General features: G+C 71.8%; 20 protein-coding genes. 12 read left to right on the top strand and 8 right to left on the bottom strand.

Going from position 1 to position 17,121, the window contains the following annotated elements:
- Nucleotides 1–14 precede the first annotated feature (14 nt).
- The 3 genes from ACIQVZ_RS17635 (at nt 15) to ACIQVZ_RS17645 (ending at nt 2,824) form a co-directional block, all read left to right on the top strand.
- A complete protein-coding gene (locus tag ACIQVZ_RS17635) occupies nt 15–1,013 on the top strand; it encodes an ABC transporter ATP-binding protein (protein WP_350885754.1) in 999 nt (332 codons plus the stop codon).
- Entirely contained in the window at nt 1,010–1,825 is an 816-nt protein-coding gene (locus tag ACIQVZ_RS17640) for an ABC transporter permease (RefSeq protein WP_063347189.1), read from the top strand. The genes ACIQVZ_RS17635 and ACIQVZ_RS17640 overlap by 4 nt, the downstream gene beginning before the upstream one ends.
- A 123-nt stretch (nt 1,826–1,948) precedes the next feature.
- Nucleotides 1,949–2,824 (top strand): hypothetical protein, encoded by an 876-nt coding sequence (locus ACIQVZ_RS17645; RefSeq protein WP_402450863.1) that lies wholly within the window; start codon nt 1,949–1,951, stop codon nt 2,822–2,824.
- A 45-nt stretch (nt 2,825–2,869) separates the two neighbouring features.
- Here ACIQVZ_RS17645 and ybaK read toward each other — a convergent pair whose 3' ends face one another.
- The 3 genes from ybaK to ACIQVZ_RS17660 all read right to left on the bottom strand — a co-directional run bounded on the left by ybaK (nt 2,870) and on the right by ACIQVZ_RS17660 (nt 5,821).
- Complete coding sequence (gene ybaK / locus ACIQVZ_RS17650; protein WP_402450866.1) at nt 2,870–3,364, bottom strand: Cys-tRNA(Pro) deacylase; 495 nt, start codon at nt 3,362–3,364, stop codon at nt 2,870–2,872.
- A 44-nt stretch (nt 3,365–3,408) separates the two neighbouring features.
- Nucleotides 3,409–4,137: an LON peptidase substrate-binding domain-containing protein gene (locus tag ACIQVZ_RS17655; protein WP_350885750.1), complete on the bottom strand. Its 729-nt coding sequence runs from the start codon at nt 4,135–4,137 to the stop codon at nt 3,409–3,411.
- Nucleotides 4,138–4,243: 106 nt separating this feature from the next.
- Complete coding sequence (locus ACIQVZ_RS17660; RefSeq protein WP_402450869.1) at nt 4,244–5,821, bottom strand: oxidoreductase; 1,578 nt, start codon at nt 5,819–5,821, stop codon at nt 4,244–4,246.
- A gap of 91 nt (nt 5,822–5,912) precedes the next feature.
- Between ACIQVZ_RS17660 and hisD the strand changes: the two genes are divergently transcribed.
- The 8 genes from hisD (at nt 5,913) to hisF (ending at nt 11,743) form a co-directional block, all read left to right on the top strand.
- Nucleotides 5,913–7,220: a histidinol dehydrogenase gene (gene hisD / locus ACIQVZ_RS17665; protein ID WP_402450871.1), complete on the top strand. Its 1,308-nt coding sequence runs from the start codon at nt 5,913–5,915 to the stop codon at nt 7,218–7,220.
- Between the two features lie 68 nt (nt 7,221–7,288).
- Nucleotides 7,289–8,389, top strand: a complete 1,101-nt coding sequence (locus ACIQVZ_RS17670; RefSeq protein ID WP_350885744.1) for a histidinol-phosphate transaminase — start codon at nt 7,289–7,291, stop codon at nt 8,387–8,389.
- Nucleotides 8,390–8,394: 5 nt separating this feature from the next.
- Nucleotides 8,395–8,988 carry an imidazoleglycerol-phosphate dehydratase HisB gene (hisB, locus tag ACIQVZ_RS17675; protein WP_350885742.1) on the top strand — a complete coding sequence of 198 codons (594 nt, stop codon included), beginning with the start codon at nt 8,395–8,397 and terminating at the stop codon, nt 8,986–8,988.
- Nucleotides 8,985–9,137, top strand: a complete 153-nt coding sequence (locus ACIQVZ_RS17680; protein ID WP_350885740.1) for a hypothetical protein — start codon at nt 8,985–8,987, stop codon at nt 9,135–9,137. The genes hisB and ACIQVZ_RS17680 overlap by 4 nt, the downstream gene beginning before the upstream one ends.
- A 30-nt stretch (nt 9,138–9,167) precedes the next feature.
- The gene (hisH, locus tag ACIQVZ_RS17685; RefSeq protein ID WP_350885738.1) at nt 9,168–9,803 is read left to right on the top strand and encodes an imidazole glycerol phosphate synthase subunit HisH; all 636 of its coding nucleotides are present in this window, start codon (nt 9,168–9,170) and stop codon (nt 9,801–9,803) included.
- A 19-nt stretch (nt 9,804–9,822) separates the two neighbouring features.
- Nucleotides 9,823–10,548, top strand: a complete 726-nt coding sequence (gene priA / locus ACIQVZ_RS17690; RefSeq protein ID WP_350885736.1) for a bifunctional 1-(5-phosphoribosyl)-5-((5-phosphoribosylamino)methylideneamino)imidazole-4-carboxamide isomerase/phosphoribosylanthranilate isomerase PriA — start codon at nt 9,823–9,825, stop codon at nt 10,546–10,548.
- Nucleotides 10,545–10,976, top strand: coding sequence for a RidA family protein (locus tag ACIQVZ_RS17695; RefSeq protein WP_402450874.1), 432 nt, complete (start codon nt 10,545–10,547; stop codon nt 10,974–10,976). Before priA ends, ACIQVZ_RS17695 begins: the two co-directional genes overlap by 4 nt.
- Nucleotides 10,973–11,743 (top strand): imidazole glycerol phosphate synthase subunit HisF, encoded by a 771-nt coding sequence (gene hisF / locus ACIQVZ_RS17700; protein ID WP_063347178.1) that lies wholly within the window; start codon nt 10,973–10,975, stop codon nt 11,741–11,743. The genes ACIQVZ_RS17695 and hisF overlap by 4 nt, the downstream gene beginning before the upstream one ends.
- 61 nt (nt 11,744–11,804) lie before the next feature.
- On the opposite strand, the gene ACIQVZ_RS17705 is transcribed toward hisF, so the two are convergent.
- The 5 genes from ACIQVZ_RS17705 to ACIQVZ_RS17725 all read right to left on the bottom strand — a co-directional run bounded on the left by ACIQVZ_RS17705 (nt 11,805) and on the right by ACIQVZ_RS17725 (nt 15,549).
- Complete coding sequence (locus ACIQVZ_RS17705) at nt 11,805–12,587, bottom strand: VOC family protein (RefSeq protein WP_402450877.1); 783 nt, start codon at nt 12,585–12,587, stop codon at nt 11,805–11,807.
- A 133-nt stretch (nt 12,588–12,720) separates the two neighbouring features.
- Nucleotides 12,721–13,530: an aminoglycoside phosphotransferase gene (locus tag ACIQVZ_RS17710; RefSeq protein WP_402450878.1), complete on the bottom strand. Its 810-nt coding sequence runs from the start codon at nt 13,528–13,530 to the stop codon at nt 12,721–12,723.
- A gap of 69 nt (nt 13,531–13,599) precedes the next feature.
- Nucleotides 13,600–13,734: a hypothetical protein gene (locus ACIQVZ_RS17715; protein WP_402450881.1), complete on the bottom strand. Its 135-nt coding sequence runs from the start codon at nt 13,732–13,734 to the stop codon at nt 13,600–13,602.
- Nucleotides 13,731–14,852 (bottom strand): radical SAM protein, encoded by a 1,122-nt coding sequence (locus tag ACIQVZ_RS17720; protein WP_402450883.1) that lies wholly within the window; start codon nt 14,850–14,852, stop codon nt 13,731–13,733. The genes ACIQVZ_RS17715 and ACIQVZ_RS17720 overlap by 4 nt, the downstream gene beginning before the upstream one ends.
- Nucleotides 14,853–14,868: 16 nt before the next feature.
- On the bottom strand, nt 14,869–15,549 hold the full coding sequence (locus ACIQVZ_RS17725) for an ATP-binding protein (RefSeq protein ID WP_402450885.1): 681 nt from the start codon (nt 15,547–15,549) through the stop codon (nt 14,869–14,871).
- A 192-nt stretch (nt 15,550–15,741) separates the two neighbouring features.
- Here ACIQVZ_RS17725 and ACIQVZ_RS17730 point away from each other — a divergent pair, with 192 nt between their 5' ends.
- Nucleotides 15,742–17,094 (top strand): tetratricopeptide repeat protein, encoded by a 1,353-nt coding sequence (locus tag ACIQVZ_RS17730; protein WP_402450888.1) that lies wholly within the window; start codon nt 15,742–15,744, stop codon nt 17,092–17,094.
- Nucleotides 17,095–17,121: the final 27 nt, after the last annotated feature.

The following is a 17,121-nucleotide window of genomic DNA, read 5'->3' on the forward strand; positions in this document are numbered from 1 at the left end:
TAAAGTCTTCGGTCGTGACCGAGTCGGCAGGGCGAGTACCCCAGAACACCCCGCCGTGCGTCGCCGTGCGCGACCTCGTCAGGACCTACCGCACCGGGCGCGGAGCCGCCGCGGGCGAGATCCGGGCCAACGACGGGATCAGCCTCACCGTCCGCCAGGGCGAGATCTTCGGGCTGCTCGGACCCAACGGAGCCGGCAAGTCCACCCTCGTCCGCCAGCTCACCGGCCTGCTGCGCCCGGACTCCGGATCCGTCGAACTCCTCGGCCACGACATCGTCCGCCACCCCGAACGGGCCGCCCGGCTGCTCGGCTACCTCGGCCAGGAATCCAGCGCCCTCGACGAACTGACCGTCGCGCTCGCCGCCGAGACCACCGGACGGCTGCGCGGCCTCACCCGGGCCCGGGCCCGCGCCGAAGCCGCCGACGTCCTCACCGAACTCGGGCTCGAACCCCTCGCCCAGCGGCCGCTCGCCAAGCTCTCCGGCGGCCAGCGCCGACTCGCCTGCGTCGCCGCCGCCCTCGTCGGGGAACGGCCGCTGCTCGTCCTCGACGAACCCACCACCGGCATGGACCCCGTCGCCCGGCGGGCCGTCTGGACCGCCGTCGACCGGCGCCGCACCGAACGCGGCGCCACCGTCCTGCTCGTCACCCACAACGTCATCGAGGCCGAGACCGTGCTCGACCGGGTCGCCGTCATCGACGAGGGGCGGGTCATCGCCTGCGACACCCCCGGCGGGCTCAAGGCCCTCGTCGACGGCGACGTCCGGCTCGACCTGGTCTGGCGGGACGAGGCGCCGCTCGCCGTCCCCGCCGTCGCCGCACTCGCCGAACGGGCCGAACGCACCGGCCGCCGCTGGACCGTCCGCACCACCCCCGAACAGGCCCGCGAACTGGTCGCCGCCGTCACCACCGGCCCGGCCTTCGCCGCCCTCGACGACTTCACCCTCGCCACCCCGAGCCTTGAGGACGCCTACCTCAAGCTCGGGGGCCGCCACGGAGGACTGGCCAAGTGACGCTGCTCTCGGTGCCGCCGCAGGCCACCGCCCCCGCGACCGGCGGCACCCCCGCCCCGCTCGCCCCCGCGGCCCGGCTGCTGCCCGCCCTCGCCGCCGTCTACCGGGCGCAGCTCGCCCGGGCCCGGGTGGCGCGGATCCCGCTGCTGTTCGTCGCCACCTTCCAGTCCGTCGGCATCCTCGTGATGATGCGGGGCGTGGTGGACGCCGGGCAGACCTCGGCCGCGCGGTCCGTGGTCGCCGGGTCCAGCGTCCTGGTGGTGGCGTTCGTCGCCCTCAACCTGCTCGCCCAGTACTTCGGGAAGCTGCGGGCCACCGGCGGACTCGACCACTACGCGACGCTGCCCGTACCCGCCGCCTCCGTGGTGCTCGGGGCGGCCGCCGCCTACGCCTCGTTCACGCTGCCCGGGACGGTCCTCACCGCGGCCTTCGGCGCCGTGATGTTCGGGCTGCCGCTCGGGCAGCTGTGGGTGCTGCTGGCCGTCGTCCCGCTGGCCGGAGCCGCCCTGTCCGGGCTCGGGGCCGCCTGCGGACTGCTCGCGCCCCGCCAGGAGATCGCCACCATGCTCGGGCAGCTCGGCATGTCGGCGGCGCTGCTGCTCGGCGTGCTGCCCGTCGACCACCTCCCGCAGCCCGTCCTGTGGCTGCGCGACCTGCTGCCCTCCACGTACGGCGTCGAGGCCTTCGCCCGGACCTTCGAACCCGACCCGGACTGGGCGCTGATCGCGGGCGACCTCGCCGTCTGCGCGGGCGTCGGCGTGGTGTCGCTGGCGATCGCCACCTGGGCCTACCGGCGGGCCGTCTCCCGGTAGGGGGCGTCCTGACGTGCCGGCTCCGGGAGGCACGGGGTTCGGGTTCCGCGAGGCACGGGGTTCGGATTCCGGGAGGCACGGGCGACGGCTCGTCCCGGCCGCGATCGTGAAACGATGGGGTCCGTGACCGTACCGAACACGCCTCCGGACCCCACCCGCGCCGACGCGGACGCGGTGCCGGACATCACCCCCGATCCGTACGCGCCGCCGCCCGCCCCCGACGCCGGGACCCCGCCGCCGGCGGGCCTCGCGGTCGCCCAGTCGCCGGGCCCCACGCTCAAGGAGCGGCTGCTGCCCGAGCTGCGGCTCGGCGCGGGCACGGTACTGGCCTGCATCGCGGTCGGACTGGTGATGGCGGGGCTGTGGGTCTGGCTCGCGCCCAAGGTGCCGCTGGTCGTCGACGGCGACCGCATCCTCTACGCCGACCCCGAAGGCGAACAGCGGGCGGGGGCCGACGCGGTCTTCGCCCTGATCGCGCTCGGCGCCGGCCTGCTGACCGCGCTCGGGGCCTTCCTGGCCACCCGGCAGCGCGGCGGCGGCATCGCGGTCGCGCTCGGACTGATGGTCGGCGGGCTGCTCGGCTCGCTCGGCGCCTGGCGGCTCGGGCGCTGGCTCGGCCCCAGCAACGACCTGATCGCCGAAGCCCGGCGGGTCGGCAACGGTGGGCACTTCGACGCGAGCATCGACCTCGGCGCGCTGGGGGCGCTGCTGGTGTGGCCGATGGCGGCGATGGTGGTGCTGCTGGCGCTGTCGGCGGCGTTCGGCAAGCGCGAGGAGGACCCGCCGCCGTACTGGGCCGGGCCGTACGGGGCGGCTGCGCCGCAGGCCCCTGCGGAGGGCGCTGCGCGGCCGGAGGACGCCGTGCGGGCGGACGGGGGTGCTCGGGCGGACGGCGTCGCGTGGCCGAACGACGGTGCTCGGGCGGACGGCGTCGCGCGGCCGAACGACGGTGCGAGGCCGGAGGACGCCGCGCGGCCGGGGGAGCGCGGGCAGGGCTGACCGCCCAGGCCCGGGCCCACCCGCGGGTGGGCCCGTCGGCCGGGGTCAGCGGGCGATCGGTGCGGTGCGGGCGCCGGTCAGGGTGACCAGGTCGGCCGGGGCGAGTTCGACCTCCAGGCCGCGGCGCCCGCCGGAGACGTAGACGGTGGGGTGGGCGAGCGCGCTCGCGTCGACCACGGTCCGCAGCGGGCGGCGCTGGCCGAGCGGGGAGATGCCGCCGAGGACGTAGCCGCTGCTTCGCTCGGCGGCCGCCGGGTCGGCCATGGCGGCGCGCTTGCCGCCGACGGCGGCGGCGAGGGCCTTGAGGTCGAGCTGCCCGGCGACCGGGACCACGCCGACGGTGAGCACGCCGTCCACGTCGGCGACCAGGGTCTTGAAGACCCGCTCGGCGGCGACGCCCAGGACCTCGGCGGCCTCGCCGCCGTAGGAGGCGGCGGCCGGGTCGTGCTCGTAGGCGTGCACGGTGAACGGGACGGCGGCGGTCTCCAGGGCGACGGTGGCGGGGGTGCCCTGCCCGCCCTTCTTCGGCTTCTTCGCCATGTGCGGCTCCTTCTTCGCCGTGCGGGTCTTCCGGATCGGCCGGATTAGTTGGGGCTGAACGACTGGCGGGTGAGGTCGACGGCGGGCAGCGACGGCAGCCAGCTGAGCACGGAGCTCTCGCGGCGCAGCAGGTCGAGTTCGGTGCGCAGCCGCTCGGCGGTGTCGGGGCAGGCCAGCAGCTGCTGCTTGACCGGGGTCTCGAACACCGAGGCGGCGGCGACCAGGTAGGAGAGCACCTGCGGGTCGTCCGGGAGCTCCTGGCGCCCGACGGTGCTGGCCTCGCGGGCCCCGGCGAGGCGCTTCTGGTAGACCCGGAAGGCCCGCTCGACCTCGGCGGCGAGGGCGCCGGAGCCCTCGCCGGGCTGTTCCTCGACGAGTTCGGCCTCGCCGGTCAGGTACGGGCCGGAGACGTCCGCCGAGCGGAGCCGGAACCGCGTGGTGCCGGTGACCAGCAGCTCGTAGCGGCCGTCGGGCTGCTCCTGGACGGAGGCGACGTCGGCGACGCAGCCGATGTGGAACATCGCCTCCAGCGGGTCCCCGGTGGCGGTGCCGAGGCCGTCGAGCGGCCCGGCCGGGCCCTCGTCGGGGCGGACCGGGGAGACCTCGCGGCCGTCCTTGATGGCGAGCACGCCGAAGCGGCGCGGTGTGTCGGCCGGTAGCTGGAGCAGGTCGGCGACGAGACGGCGGTAACGCTCCTCGAAGACGTTCAGGGGCAGCACGAGGCCCGGGTAGAGCACGTTGTTCAGCGGGAAGAGCGGCAGCCGTTCTGTCACGGCGGACAGCGTAGTTCCCCGCGCGGTCGCGGCGCGTCGGGGTTGTGCCCGAGGGCGGGCCCCAGGGCGGGCCCCAGGGCGGTCCTCGGGGCGGCCCTGGGGGCGGTCAGCCCCGTTGCAGCATGCGGGTGGCGCCGGCCACGACGGTGGTGGCGAGCAGCCAGCCGACGATCACCAGCCCGGCGGAGACGTACTGGCTGAGGCCCCCGGGGTTCCAGCCCTGCTGGCCGAGCTCGACGACCGGGACGAGCTGGCTGAACGTGTACAGCACCGGGTTCCAGTGCGGGTGCTCGTCGGCCTTCAGCGGCTCCAGCGGGTGGGTGGCGAACCACACGCTCCCCAGGGCCCAGGCGAGCAGCAGCCACAGGCCGGCCCGGCCGGGGCGGTAGCCGTAGCCGACGGTGGCGTCCTGGACCCGGCCCCAGATCCGGGCGGGCAGCGGGAGGGTCCGGTGGCGGCGGCGCTGCTTGGCGTACAGCACCTCGCGGGCGTCGTCGTCGGCGCCGTCGCGGCGCAGGGCGGCGGCGAGCTGCTCGTAGGACTCGGGCTGGAAGTCCACCGAGGAGCCCTCCAGCCAGGCGATCCGCTGCTGGACGCTGAAGGGCCCGACCGGGCGCAGCACCTCGTAGACGAAGCCGGTCAGGCCCAGGTGGCGGCCGCGCGGCCAGGCGTCCGGGCTGTCGACGAGGTTGCCGACCCGGGCGCGGGAGAGCGAGACGGTGCCGGTGGGGCGGACCCGGCAGGTGAACCGCAGCTCGGGGGTGTGGATGCGGCGCAGCGAGAGCTCGTCGTCGCCCTCCAGGTGGAACTCGCCGGAGATCAGGCAGGCGCTCTCGAAGCGGGCGTCGGAGAGCCGGACCCGGCCGAAGGCGCGGAACGGGGTGCTGGGGGCGCCGGGCGGCGGGTTCTGGCCGTAGCCGGAGCCGTAGTAGCTGCGGGAGCCGAACCAGCCGCCGTCGGCGGAGCTGGTCAGGTAGAGGGTGTGGCCGACGGTGAGCCGGACGGCGTTGAGGCAGGTGCGGTTCTGCGGGACGGCGCGCAGCTGGGCGCCGCGCAGCGACAGCCGCCCGCCTATCCGGGCCGTACGGAGGCTCAACTCGCCTTCCACGTCCACGCGTTCGGCCTCGAAGTCCTGGTGGACGGCCAGGCCGTCGGCGGACAGCGCGCGGCCGTAGCGGTCGCCGCCCAGGACGGTCTGGTTGAGCAGCAGGTCGGTGCCGACCTTGGCGTCGGTGAGCCGTACGCCCTCGGGTATCCGGCAGCGGGCCAGGTGGAGGTCGCCGGTGGTGGTGAGCCGGGAGGCCTCCAGGCGGGGGATCAGGCAGGTGACGAAGCGCAGCGTCGAGGCCGAGGCCTCCGAGATGAGGATCTTGCGCTCGAAACGGCACTCGCGGAGCTCGACGTAGTGGCCGATGGCGCCGCCGGCCAGGTTGAGCGCGCCGGTGACCAGCACGCCGTTGAGCCGCAGCGAGGCGACCCGCCCGGTGGTGGCGGCCGGGCCGGCCAGCAGCAGATGGGCGAGGACCCGGGCCCGGACGGTCCGCCCGGGGCCCCAGACGGCGTCCCCGAAGGGGTCGTCGGAGGCGGCGTCGCCACTGCGCCGGTCGAAGACGTTGCCGCGACGGAAGGCCTCCCAGAGCTCACGCTCCGTGTCGGTCCAGCCCTCCGGGGCGTGCTCCAGCATGGTTTTCCCCGTCCCCCCGGTCGTCTCGCCTTTCGTATCACGGACTGAAATGCGGGACCAGGGGTTCCGGCCACTCCTTACACTGGGTGGCGTGATCTCTCGAATCGACCTCCGCGGCTCGCTGGACGACCCGCGTGACCTGCTGCCCCGTGCCGAGTTCGACGTGGCGGCCGCCCTGGAGAAGGTGCGGCCGATCGCCGAGGACGTACGCCATCGCGGGGTCGCGGCCGTGATCGAGATCACCGAGCGCTTCGACGGCGTCCGGCTGGAGTCGACCCGCGTCCCGGCCGAGCAGCTGACCGAGGCCCTGGAGACGCTGGACCCGAAGGTGCGGGCCGCGCTGGAGGAGTCGATCCGCCGGGCCCGCGCCGTGCACGCCGACCAGCGCCGCACCGAGCACACCACCCGGGTGGTGCCGGGCGGCACCGTCACCCAGCGCTGGGTGCCCGTGGAGCGCGTCGGCCTGTACGTGCCGGGCGGGCTGGCGGTCTACCCGTCCTCCGTGGTGATGAACGTGGTGCCGGCCCAGGAGGCGGGCGTCCAGGGCATCGCGGTGACCTCGCCGCCGCAGAAGGAGTTCGACGGCCGCGTCCACCCGACCATCCTGGCGGCCTGCGCGCTGCTCGGCGTGGACGAGGTGTACTCCGTCGGGGGCGCCCAGGCCGTGGCGATGTTCGCGCTGGGCACCGAGGAGTGCGCGCCGGTCACCATGGTCACCGGCCCCGGCAACATCTACGTGGCCGCCGCCAAGCGCTTCTTCGCCGGCCGGATCGGCATCGACTCGGAGGCCGGTCCGACCGAGATCGCCGTCCTCGCCGACGACAGCGCGCTGCCCTCCGACGTGGCCGCCGACCTGATCAGCCAGGCCGAGCACGGACCGACCTCCGGCTCGGTGCTCGTCACCGACTCGCCGGCGCTGGCCGACGCGGTCGAGGCGGAACTCGCCGTCCAGGTCGCCAGGACCAAGCACAGCGAGCGGGTCGCCGAGGCGCTGGGCGGCCGGCAGTCCGGGATCATCCTGGTCGACGACCTGGAGCAGGGCCTCGCCGTGGTCAACGCCTACGCGGCCGAGCACCTGGAGATCCAGACCCGGGACCCGCACGCGGCGGCCGCCAGGGTCGTCAACGCGGGCGCCGTCTTCATCGGCCGCTGGACGCCGGTCTCGCTGGGCGACTACGCGGCCGGCTCCAACCACGTGCTGCCCACCGGCGGCTGCGCCTGCCACTCCTCCGGCCTGTCCGTGCAGACCTTCCTGCGCGGCGTCCAGGTCGTCGAGTACGACCGGGACGCGCTCGCGGACGTCGCCGCGCACGTGGTCAACCTCGCCAACGCGGAGGACCTGCCCGGGCACGGCGACGCGATCAAGGCGCGCTTCGACTGGACGGTGCCGGGATCGTGACTGCTGTGAATCCTGTGACTCCTGTTACTTCTGAGGCTGGTGCGACTCCGGTGGCTGGTGCGACTCGGGTGACCCGGATCGACGACCTCCCCATCCGCGACGAGCTGCGCGGCCAGTCCCCGTACGGCGCGCCGCAGCTGGACGTGCCCGTCCAGCTGAACACCAACGAGAACCCGTACCCGCTCCCCGAGGAGCTGGTCGCCCGGATCGCCGAGCGCGTCGCCGAGGCCGCCCGCAACCTCAACCGCTACCCCGACCGGGACGCCGTCGAACTGCGCGAAGGCCTCGCCGCGTACCTCGGCCGGACCACCGGCTTCGCCGTCACCCGGCAGCAGGTCTGGGCCGCCAACGGCTCCAACGAGGTGCTCCAGCAGCTGCTGCAGACCTTCGGCGGCCCCGGCCGCAGCGCGCTCGGCTTCGAGCCCTCCTACTCGATGCACGCGCTGATCTCCCGGGGCACCGGCACCGAGTGGATCTCCGGCCCGCGGCGCGACGACTTCACCATCGACCTGGACGCCGCCCTCGGCGCGATCGCCGAGCACCGGCCGAACGTGGTCTTCATCTGCTCGCCGAACAACCCGACCGGCACCGCCGTCGCCGCCGACACCGTGCTGCGGCTCTACGAGGCCGCGCAGGCCGCCGGGCCCAGCCTGGTCGTCGTCGACGAGGCCTACGTCGAGTTCTCGCACCGGGCCTCGCTGCTGCCGCTCATCGAGGGCCGCCCCAACCTGGTGGTCTCCCGCACCATGTCCAAGGCCTTCGGCGCGGCCGGACTGCGCCTGGGCTACCTGGCCGCCGACCCGGCCGTGGTGGACGCGGTGCAGCTGGTCCGCCTGCCGTACCACCTGTCGTCCGTCACCCAGGCCACCGCGCTGGCCTGCCTGGAGCACACCGACACCCTGCTCGGGTACGTCGGCCGGCTCAAGGAGGAGCGCGACCGGCTGGTCGACGCGCTGCGCGGGCTCGGCCTGGAGGTCACCGACTCGGACGCCAACTTCGTCCAGTTCGGCCGCTTCGCCGACACCCACGCCGTCTGGCAGGCCATCCTCGACCAGGGCGTCCTGGTCCGTGACAACGGCGTCCCCGGGTGGCTGCGCGTCACCGCCGGCACGCCCGCAGAGAACGACGCCTTCCTGGACGCCGTTCGAACCGTGATCAAGGAGCTGTAACCCGTATGTCCCGCATCGGACGCGTCGAACGCACCACCAAGGAGACCGCGGTCCTGGTCGAGATCGACCTCGACGGCACCGGGAAGACCGACATCTCCACGGGCGTCGGGTTCTACGACCACATGCTCGACCAGCTCGGCCGCCACGGTCTCTTCGACCTCACCGTCAAGACCGACGGCGACCTGCACATCGACACCCACCACACCATCGAGGACACCGCCCTCGCGCTCGGCGCCGCCTTCAAGCAGGCGCTCGGCGACAAGGTCGGCATCTACCGCTTCGGCAACTGCACGGTGCCGCTGGACGAGTCGCTCGCCCAGGTCACCGTCGACCTCTCCGGCCGGCCGTACCTGGTGCACACCGAGCCCGAGCGCATGGCGCCGATGATCGGCTCGTACGACACCACGATGACCCGGCACATCCTGGAGTCCTTCGTGGCCCAGGCGCAGATCGCCCTGCACGTCCACGTGCCGTACGGGCGCAACGCCCACCACATCGTGGAATGCCAGTTCAAGGCGCTCGCCCGAGCCCTGCGCTACGCCGCCGAGCGCGACCCGCGCGCGGCCGGAATCCTCCCCTCGACCAAGGGTGCACTGTGAGCAAGGCGGCCCTCGCCCTCATCTTCGTCGGCCTCTTCCTGGCCGGCGGCGTGATCTCGTTCTGGAAGCAGAAGCTGCCCAAGGGCGTCATCCTGGTGCTCGCGTTCGGCTCGGTCATGTGCCTGGCCTCCGGCATCATGCGTCTGTAGACCCGCAGCAGAGAGACTGGACACCTGAACATGGGCAAGAACGTCGTCGTCCTCGACTACGGGTCGGGCAACCTCCGCTCCGCGCAGCGCGCGCTCGAACGGACCGGGGCGGACGTCACCGTCACCTCCGACTACGACACCGCGATGAACGCGGACGGCCTGCTCGTCCCCGGCGTCGGCGCCTTCGAGGCCTGCATGCGCGGCCTGAAGTCCGTCCGGGGCGACTGGATCATCGGCCGCCGGCTCGCCGGGGGCCGCCCCGTCATGGGCATCTGCGTCGGCATGCAGATCCTCTTCGAGAAGGGGGTCGAGCACGGGGTGGAGACGGCCGGCTGCGACGAGTGGCCCGGCGTCGTCGAGCCGCTGGACGCCCCCGTCATCCCGCACATGGGCTGGAACACCGTGGACGTGCCCGAGGGCAGCCGGATGTTCGCCGGCCTCGACCCGCAGACCCGCTTCTACTTCGTGCACTCCTACGGTGTGCGGCACTGGGAGCTGGAGACCCACAGCGCACGGATCCACGCCCCGCTCGTCACCTGGGCCACCCACGGGCAGCCCTTCGTCGCCGCCATCGAGAACGGCCCGCTCTGGGCCACCCAGTTCCACCCCGAGAAGTCCGGCGACGCCGGCGCCGCCCTCCTGACCAACTGGGTCAACACCCTCTGAGCTTGGAAGAGTTGTGACTATGAGCCGCCTCGAACTGCTTCCCGCCGTCGACGTCCGGGACGGCCAGGCCGTCCGCCTGGTCAAGGGCGCCTCCGGCACCGAGACCTCCTTCGGCGAACCCCTCGCCGCCGCCCTCGCCTGGCAGAACGCCGGCGCCGAATGGCTGCACCTGGTCGACCTCGACGCCGCCTTCGGCACCGGCACCAACTACGAGCTGCTGCGCGAGGTCACCGGCCGCCTCGACATCAAGGTCGAGCTGTCCGGCGGCATCCGCGACGACGAGTCGCTCGCCAACGCGCTCGCCACCGGCTGCACCCGGGTCAACCTCGGCACCGCCGCCCTGGAAGCCCCCGAGTGGGTCGCCAAGGCCATCGCCGAGCACGGCGACAAGATCGCCGTCGGCCTGGACGTCGTCGGCACCACCCTGCGCGGCCGCGGCTGGACCCGCGACGGCGGCCAGCTCTTCGAGGTGCTGGAGCGGCTCAACCAGGAGGGCTGCGCCCGCTACGTCGTCACCGACGTCAACCGGGACGGCACCCTGACCGGCCCCAACCTGCAGCTGCTGCGCGACGTCTGCGCCGCCACCGACCGCCCCGTCGTCGCCTCCGGCGGCGTCTCCTCGCTCGACGACCTGCGTGCCATCGCCGGCCTGGTCGGTGCGGGTGTCGAGGGCGCCATCGTGGGCAAGGCACTCTACGAGCAGAAGTTCACCCTCGAAGAGGCCCTGGAGGCGGTTTCAGGATGACGGAACGTCGGATCGTACGTGGCAGGGTCGGCGGATTCTCCCCCTGGGAGGACCAGTTCGGCTACTCGCGGGCGGTCGCCGCGGGAGACCACGTGCACGTGGCCGGCTCCACCGCCTGGGTGGACGGCCGGATCGAGCACGAGGGCGACCCCTACCGGCAGACCCTCGCCGCGTTCGGCGTCGGGCTCAACGCCCTCGCCGCGTACGGTCTGACGGCGGACGACGTGGTCCGCACCCGGATGTACATCACCCACGCCCGCGACGCCGAGGAGGTGGGCCGCGCCCACCACCAACTCTTCGACGCCGCCCGCCCGGTGGCCACCATGGTGGTGGTCGACGGGCTGATCGACTCCCGGATGATGGTCGAGGTCGAGCTCGACGCCTATCGTGCCGGGCTGGCAAAGACCCTGGAAGGCAACCAGCCGTGACCCTCGCCGTACGTGTCATCCCCTGCCTGGACGTCGACGCCGGGCGGGTGGTCAAGGGCGTCAACTTCCAGAACCTGCGCGACGCCGGCGACCCGGTCGAGATGGCCAAGCTCTACGACGCCGAGGGCGCCGACGAATTGACCTTCCTCGACATCACCGCCTCCTCCGGCGACCGGGAAACCACCTACGACGTGGTCCGCCGCACCGCCGAACAGGTCTTCATCCCGCTCACCGTCGGCGGCGGCATCCGCGCCGTCGAGGACGTCGACAAGCTGCTGCGGGCCGGCGCCGACAAGGTCGGCGTCAACACCGCCGCCATCGCCCGGCCGGAGCTGGTCCGCGAGATCGCCCAGCGGTTCGGGCGGCAGGTCCTGGTGCTGTCCGTGGACGCCCGGCGCTGCCCCCCCGGCACCGAGACCGCGTCCGGCTACGAGGTCACCACCCACGGCGGGCGCAAGGGCACCGGCCTCGACGCCGTCGAATGGGCCGGGCGCGCGGCCGAACTCGGGGCCGGCGAGATCCTGCTCAACTCGATGGACGCCGACGGCACCAAGGACGGCTACGACCTGGAGATGATCCGGGCCGTCCGCAAGACCGTCTCCGTGCCCGTCATCGCCTCCGGCGGCGCCGGCAAGCTCGCCGACTTCGCGCCGGCCGTCGAGGCGGGGGCGGACGCGGTGCTCGCCGCGAGCGTCTTCCACTTCGGGGACCTGCGGATCGGGCAGGTCAAGGACGCGCTGCGGGAGGCCGGGCACCCGGTGCGGTGACCGTCCGTACGGCTTGAGGGCCCGCCGTCCCGGCTTCGGAACGGCGGGCCCTCCCGCGTTCTCAGGCCTGCGGCGGCTCGCCCTTGATCAGCGCGAACGGCGTGCCGTGCGGGTCCGCCAGCCAGGCCAGCCGGCCGACGTTCGGCACGCTCTCCGCGGGCATCAGCACCGAGCCGCCGGCCGCCGTCGCCTTCGCGATCACCGCGTCCACGTCGCCGGCGGCGAAGTACGGCGTCCAGGCGGAGGGCTGGCCCGGCTGCATGGTCGGGGCGATGCCACCGAAGGCCGTGGCCCGCTGGTCGCCCTCGGAGGTCGAGACCACCCGGTAGCTCATGCCCGGGGCCGGCTCGAAGTTCTCCACCCGCCAGCCGAACAGCGCCTGGTAGAAGCCGAACCCGGCGCCCGGGTCAGCGGTGTGCAACTCGGCCCAGACCAGGGTGCCGTCCTCCGACACCACGTCCAGGCCGGTGGTCCGGCCCGGCTGCCAGACCGCGAACCTGGCCCCCTGCGGGTCGGCGAACTGGGCGAACCACCCCTCGCCCATGACGTCCATCGGCGGGACCAGGACCGAACCGCCCGCCTGCTCGGCGGCCTGCGCGGTGGCGTTCACATCGGCCGTACGGAAGTACGTCGTCCAGGTCGGCTCGTCACCCTCGTCGAGCGGGCCGACGGCGCCGACCGTCCTGCCGTCCGACTGGAAGAAGCCGTAGCCGCCCGCCTCCGGGCCGCCGGACCGGAACGTCCAGCCGAAGACCTTGCCGTAGAACTCGGCCGTGGCGGGGATGTCCGGGCTGCCGAGATCGATCCAGCAGGGCGCGCCGGCCGGAAAGTCGGTGGTGAGCATGAGGTGGTGCCCCTTCGACGGAAGACGTGACCAGGACGGGTCCCGTCGGGCGCGCACACGCACCCTCCCCGACCCTCTGCGAGTCTGCACCCGCCCACTGACATCCGCAGCCGGGGAGCGCGGCCGGGAGACCTCAGCCGCGCCCCCGGAAACGGGCCCACAGCTGAGCCGCCCGGTTCAGACCATCGGTCCACGGGTCCGGATCGTCTCCGGCGATCTCGGCCCACATCCGGGCCTGAGCCTGCGCGAAGACGTCCACCACCGTCGGATCGGCGGTCGACCAACTCGGAACCCTGGCCGCCCACGCTTCCGCCGCAGCTGGACGGTGGCCCCCGGCCGCAATCAACCAGATCACCCACAGAGCGGGGTCAATCCAGGAAGCCCCACAGGTCGCCCACGCCCAATCGACCAGGAGAACCCCGCCTCCGTGAACGAGAACGTTCTCGGTGTTCAGATCGGTGTGCAACAGGGCGTCCCCCCGGAACCGGGACAGCATCCTGGGTTCGTCCACGTAGGCTGCCCATCGCTGCTCGGCCCGGCGTAGCTCGATCGGGGGGCACGGTGTACGGCCGAGCCGGCTGAGGGTGTCGACCATCAGCTCCAGGTCTCCGGCGTCCCGGTAGTCGGCGTGGCGCCCCTCGATGTATTCGAAAGCGAGCAGACTCCAGCCGTCGACCTCCGCGTGCCACAGCACCCTGGGGGCGAGGCCTTGAAGGTAGGGGTTGACAGCCGCCTCCCGCCGTTGGGTCCACACACGCGGGTGGCTCAGCTGCATGCCCTTGATGAACGCGCGACCCTCTGTGGTGGTGAGCTCGACGGCGATCTCGGAGTTGAAGCCCGCCGAGATGGTCTCCGCGGTGAGGACTCGTGCTCCGAGACGGGCGGCGACGGCCAGGCGAACGGATTCGGGTAGGTCTGCCCAGTGGATGCGGGTGGTGGTCACGGCTTACAGGCTCCCAGAGTCAGCCCGGAGGCCAACGGCGCCACAGCCGTCGGCCTCCGGGGTTGCGCCTTAGCGGTACGGATTGTCGTCGCTGCACCCGGGGAGGGCGCCGGCGCCGAAGTCCTCCATGTCGTCGATGAACGAGATCTCGTCCTCGTCCCTCTCCGTACGGGTGGCGGTCATCTCGACCATGACAGCGGTCATCCTGCGTTTCCCTTCTGTCCGTGCTGGCAGTAGGTGTTCAGTGGTGCCTTCGCCTCCTGGTAGCGCTTGGCCAGCGGCCGGCACACCGAACACTTCTCGGAGAGCTGGCAGCCGGAGCATCCACCGGTGCGAAGCATGAGGCGGTCGGCGATTCCGCCGAGCCGGCCGAGGCCGCGAACGCCCTCGGCCATGAGATCGATCTGCTCGTCTCGGCCGACCTTGCACATTGAGGCCTGCCCGTGCGGGTCGACGTGCAGGAAGGTGTGTCCTGCGTTGCAGCCCGCGAACCGTTCAAGCGGCTTCAGGTGAGCCGGTGACTGGCTCGCAAGCGATTCGGCGCCGCCGTAGATCGTCGGCGACATGTGGGTGTACTCCCGGTAGGGAAGCCCGAGTTCGTCCGCCATTTCGCGCATCCGGTCGTGCTCGTGCGCGTTCTGCGCGGTGACGATCAACGCCAGTTGCAAGGGAAGGCCGGCCTCGATTCCGGCGGCCAGCCCCCGTGTGACCCGTTTGAAGGCGCCCCGCCGACGGGTGAACGAGTCGTACGTCTCCACGGTCGCCCCGTAGAGGGAGACGGTGACTCTGTATGGCCTGCCGGCGGCGAGCGCCTCCACGGTGGCGGGGCTCGATAGTCGGGTGCCGTTCGTCAGGACCTCGATCATCATCCCGAGATCGTGCGCGAGCTGACACGAAGGGGTGAAATGCGGGTCGATCAGCGCCTCGCCACCTGTGATCTGGAGCCACAGGATCCCGGCGTCCCGCAGGGTCAGCAGCAGGCGGCGCTTGCCCTTCCAGTCCAGGCCGGCGAACCGCTTTTCTCCGAGGTAGCAGTGCTCACAGTCGAGATCGCAGCCGAGGTTGATCTCCCAACTCGCGCGACTGTGTCCGTACATCGGGGAGTCACGGATCAGAACGGCTTCACTCGTTGGTCGGATCGCCAGCTCGGTGCCCCAGCGGGCGCGGGCGGCGCTCGCGAGCCAGAACGGGAGATCGGCCCCGGAGCCGTGGGCGCGCTCCAGCTCCCGGAACCGTTGTTCGGGCAGCTTGATGCCCTCCAGCCGACCCGGTTGCAGCACAACGAAGCTTTTGAGGAACGGACTTGCGATCAGGCTGTGCACTTTTCCTCCTCGACCGTCAGGTGTCTGAGTGGCGCAGCTGGGACTGGGCAGCCGACTTGGTGTAGAAGCGTCTGATCCGGTCCGAGGAGCCAGGAACGCGTACGTACCCGTGCTGTTCGCGGTCGTAGATCCCCCAGCACTCCAGCAGGAAGAAATGGGGGCTTCGGGAGTCGATCAGGCGGATCTCGTACCGAGACAAGGCGGAAGGAGCGCTCACCGCGACTCCCGGCCGGGCATGAACGTGAGCCGGAAGGATTGATGCGGCGAGCCGCGAGTCGACCGTCACGACCTGGTCGGGCGCCGCCTCGAACCAGACCACCTTGCCCTCCTCCGAGGGGTACCAGCCCCAGGAGTGGGCCAGCGCCTCCACCAGGAGCAGGCCGCGGCCGCCGGTGGCCATGTCGTCCGCCGCGCTCCTCACTGGCGGCTGCGGACTCCTGTCCGCGACCTCGACCCGGAGGCGGACTCCGGTCCACCGGACCGTGACGCGGCAGCGCTTTCCGGTGTGCTCAACGGCGTTGGCCAGCAACTCGTCGGCGCACAACTCCACGTCCCGCAGCGACTTCTCGGAGAGGAGTTCCGGCCAGGACCGAGCCACATGCACCACCCACAGTCGGGCGAATCTCACCGCAGCCGTGGTCGGTTGCACCTCTTGGGACTTCGGCATCGGGAGTACAGCGCAGTCGTCGGTGTTCATCAGCCCTCCCGGACTGGGGCGTTGATCGGCGCGGCGATGAGCAACCGCACGGTGGTTCGACCTTCGGAGCGACAGGACTCGATGGCCCTGGCAGGCTCGAATCCAGTGAACCGGCCCAACAACACGATCGGTATGCCTGTCGACACGTAGAGTGGTTTACGCGGTTTACAGCTCGACCTCAGGGGATCGATCGTGGCCACACGCAGGGAACCCAATCACCGCCTCAGGGAGACGATTTCAGCGGGCGGATGGACCTATGAGGCGTTAGCCCGTGTTGTGCGGTGCATCGGTGCGGAGAACGGAGAGATGCTCCTCACCAACAAGTCCGCCGTGGCCCACTGGATCAACGGCGCGCAGCCGGCCGGGCAAGTCGGCCACTACATCGCAGAGGCGCTCTCCCGCCGGTCCGGGCGCCGGGTCACCCTTGCCGAACTCGGCTTCGCCACCCCGGAAGAGTCCTTGGCGGTGAGTAGTGATCCGGTCGAGGCGGTTGCCAACCTCGGCCGTGCAGATGTCGAGCGCCGCACCTTTCTGGCTGTCGCTGCATTCACAACTGCCGGTGTAGCCATGCCGCTGCTCTACGATCCTGAGCCCATCTCGCGTCTGATGAGGGCCCGGACCGGCTTGGCTCGCATCGGTGTTGAAGAAGTTGAGGTCGTTCGGCAGATCACTGCCGCGTTCAGCGCGGCAGACGAACGACTCGGCGGCGGGCATGGGCTGACCACCGTGACCGCCTACCTGGCCGACACGGCAGCCCCGATGCTCAACGGCCGCTTCCCCAACGAAAGTGTGCGGCGGCACGCCTTCGGAGCCGTGGCCGAACTTGCCTACCTTGCTGGATGGAAACACCACGACCTCGGCCAAGAAGGCGCCGCCCAGCGCTACTACCAGGTCGGTTACCAACTCGCTGTGGAGTCGGATCCGCATGGTCACGCCGGATGGATGATGCGCACCCTGGCCCATCAGGCGCTCAGTCTCAAGCAGCCCCACCACTGTGCGGCGCTGATCGAGAATGCACTCGCTCGGAGCGTTGGTCGGGTTGATGGAAAGACCGAGGCGCTTCTTCACATCACTCACGCTCGTGCTTTCGCCGCCACCCGTGACAAGCCCGCTGCAGCCAAGGCACTCCTCGCCGCAGAGAACGCCCTCGTCCGAGACGGCGACCCGCAGCCCAGTTTCTCGTTCGTCAGTGGCCCTGCGGTCGGTACTGTCGCCAGCCACACTGCCCGAACCCTCACCGACCTCGGGGACCACGCAGGAACCGAACAGCAGCACCGTGCCGCGCTGATTCGTTGGGATGCCGAGAAGTACAAGCGGGTTCACGCCCTCACCTACGCAGACCTGGGTGACAGCTTGGCTGTTCAAGCCCGAGCGGACGAGGCGGTCGCAGCCTGGGGATGTGCGCTCGGCCTCATGGCTGGCATGACCTCGGATCGGACGAGAAAGGCGATTTCCTCAATCCGCCCTTGCTTGGCGATCTACCGTAGACGTGGTGTTCCTGGAGCCGTAGATCTGGAACGCCGAACACGTGAGGCACTGACATGACAGCCGCACCGCAGGAAGGACCCGACC

It is taken from the genome of Kitasatospora sp. NPDC098663, from assembly GCF_044760075.1.
Classification (GTDB): Bacteria; Actinomycetota; Actinomycetes; order Streptomycetales; family Streptomycetaceae; genus Kitasatospora.

Coding starts and splice junctions, on each gene's coding strand:
- ybaK (WP_402450866.1), bottom strand. CDS start 3,364: ATGGCGAAGAAGCCGAAGAAGGGCGGGCAGGGCACCCCCGCCACCGTC.
- ACIQVZ_RS17660 (WP_402450869.1), bottom strand. CDS start 5,821: ATGCTGGAGCACGCCCCGGAGGGCTGGACCGACACGGAGCGTGAGCTC.
- hisB (WP_350885742.1), top strand. CDS start 8,395: ATGTCCCGCATCGGACGCGTCGAACGCACCACCAAGGAGACCGCGGTC.
- hisH (WP_350885738.1), top strand. CDS start 9,168: ATGGGCAAGAACGTCGTCGTCCTCGACTACGGGTCGGGCAACCTCCGC.
- priA (WP_350885736.1), top strand. CDS start 9,823: ATGAGCCGCCTCGAACTGCTTCCCGCCGTCGACGTCCGGGACGGCCAG.
- ACIQVZ_RS17695 (WP_402450874.1), top strand. CDS start 10,545: ATGACGGAACGTCGGATCGTACGTGGCAGGGTCGGCGGATTCTCCCCC.
- ACIQVZ_RS17705 (WP_402450877.1), bottom strand. CDS start 12,587: ATGCTCACCACCGACTTTCCGGCCGGCGCGCCCTGCTGGATCGATCTC.
- ACIQVZ_RS17715 (WP_402450881.1), bottom strand. CDS start 13,734: ATGACCGCTGTCATGGTCGAGATGACCGCCACCCGTACGGAGAGGGAC.
- ACIQVZ_RS17725 (WP_402450885.1), bottom strand. CDS start 15,549: ATGAACACCGACGACTGCGCTGTACTCCCGATGCCGAAGTCCCAAGAG.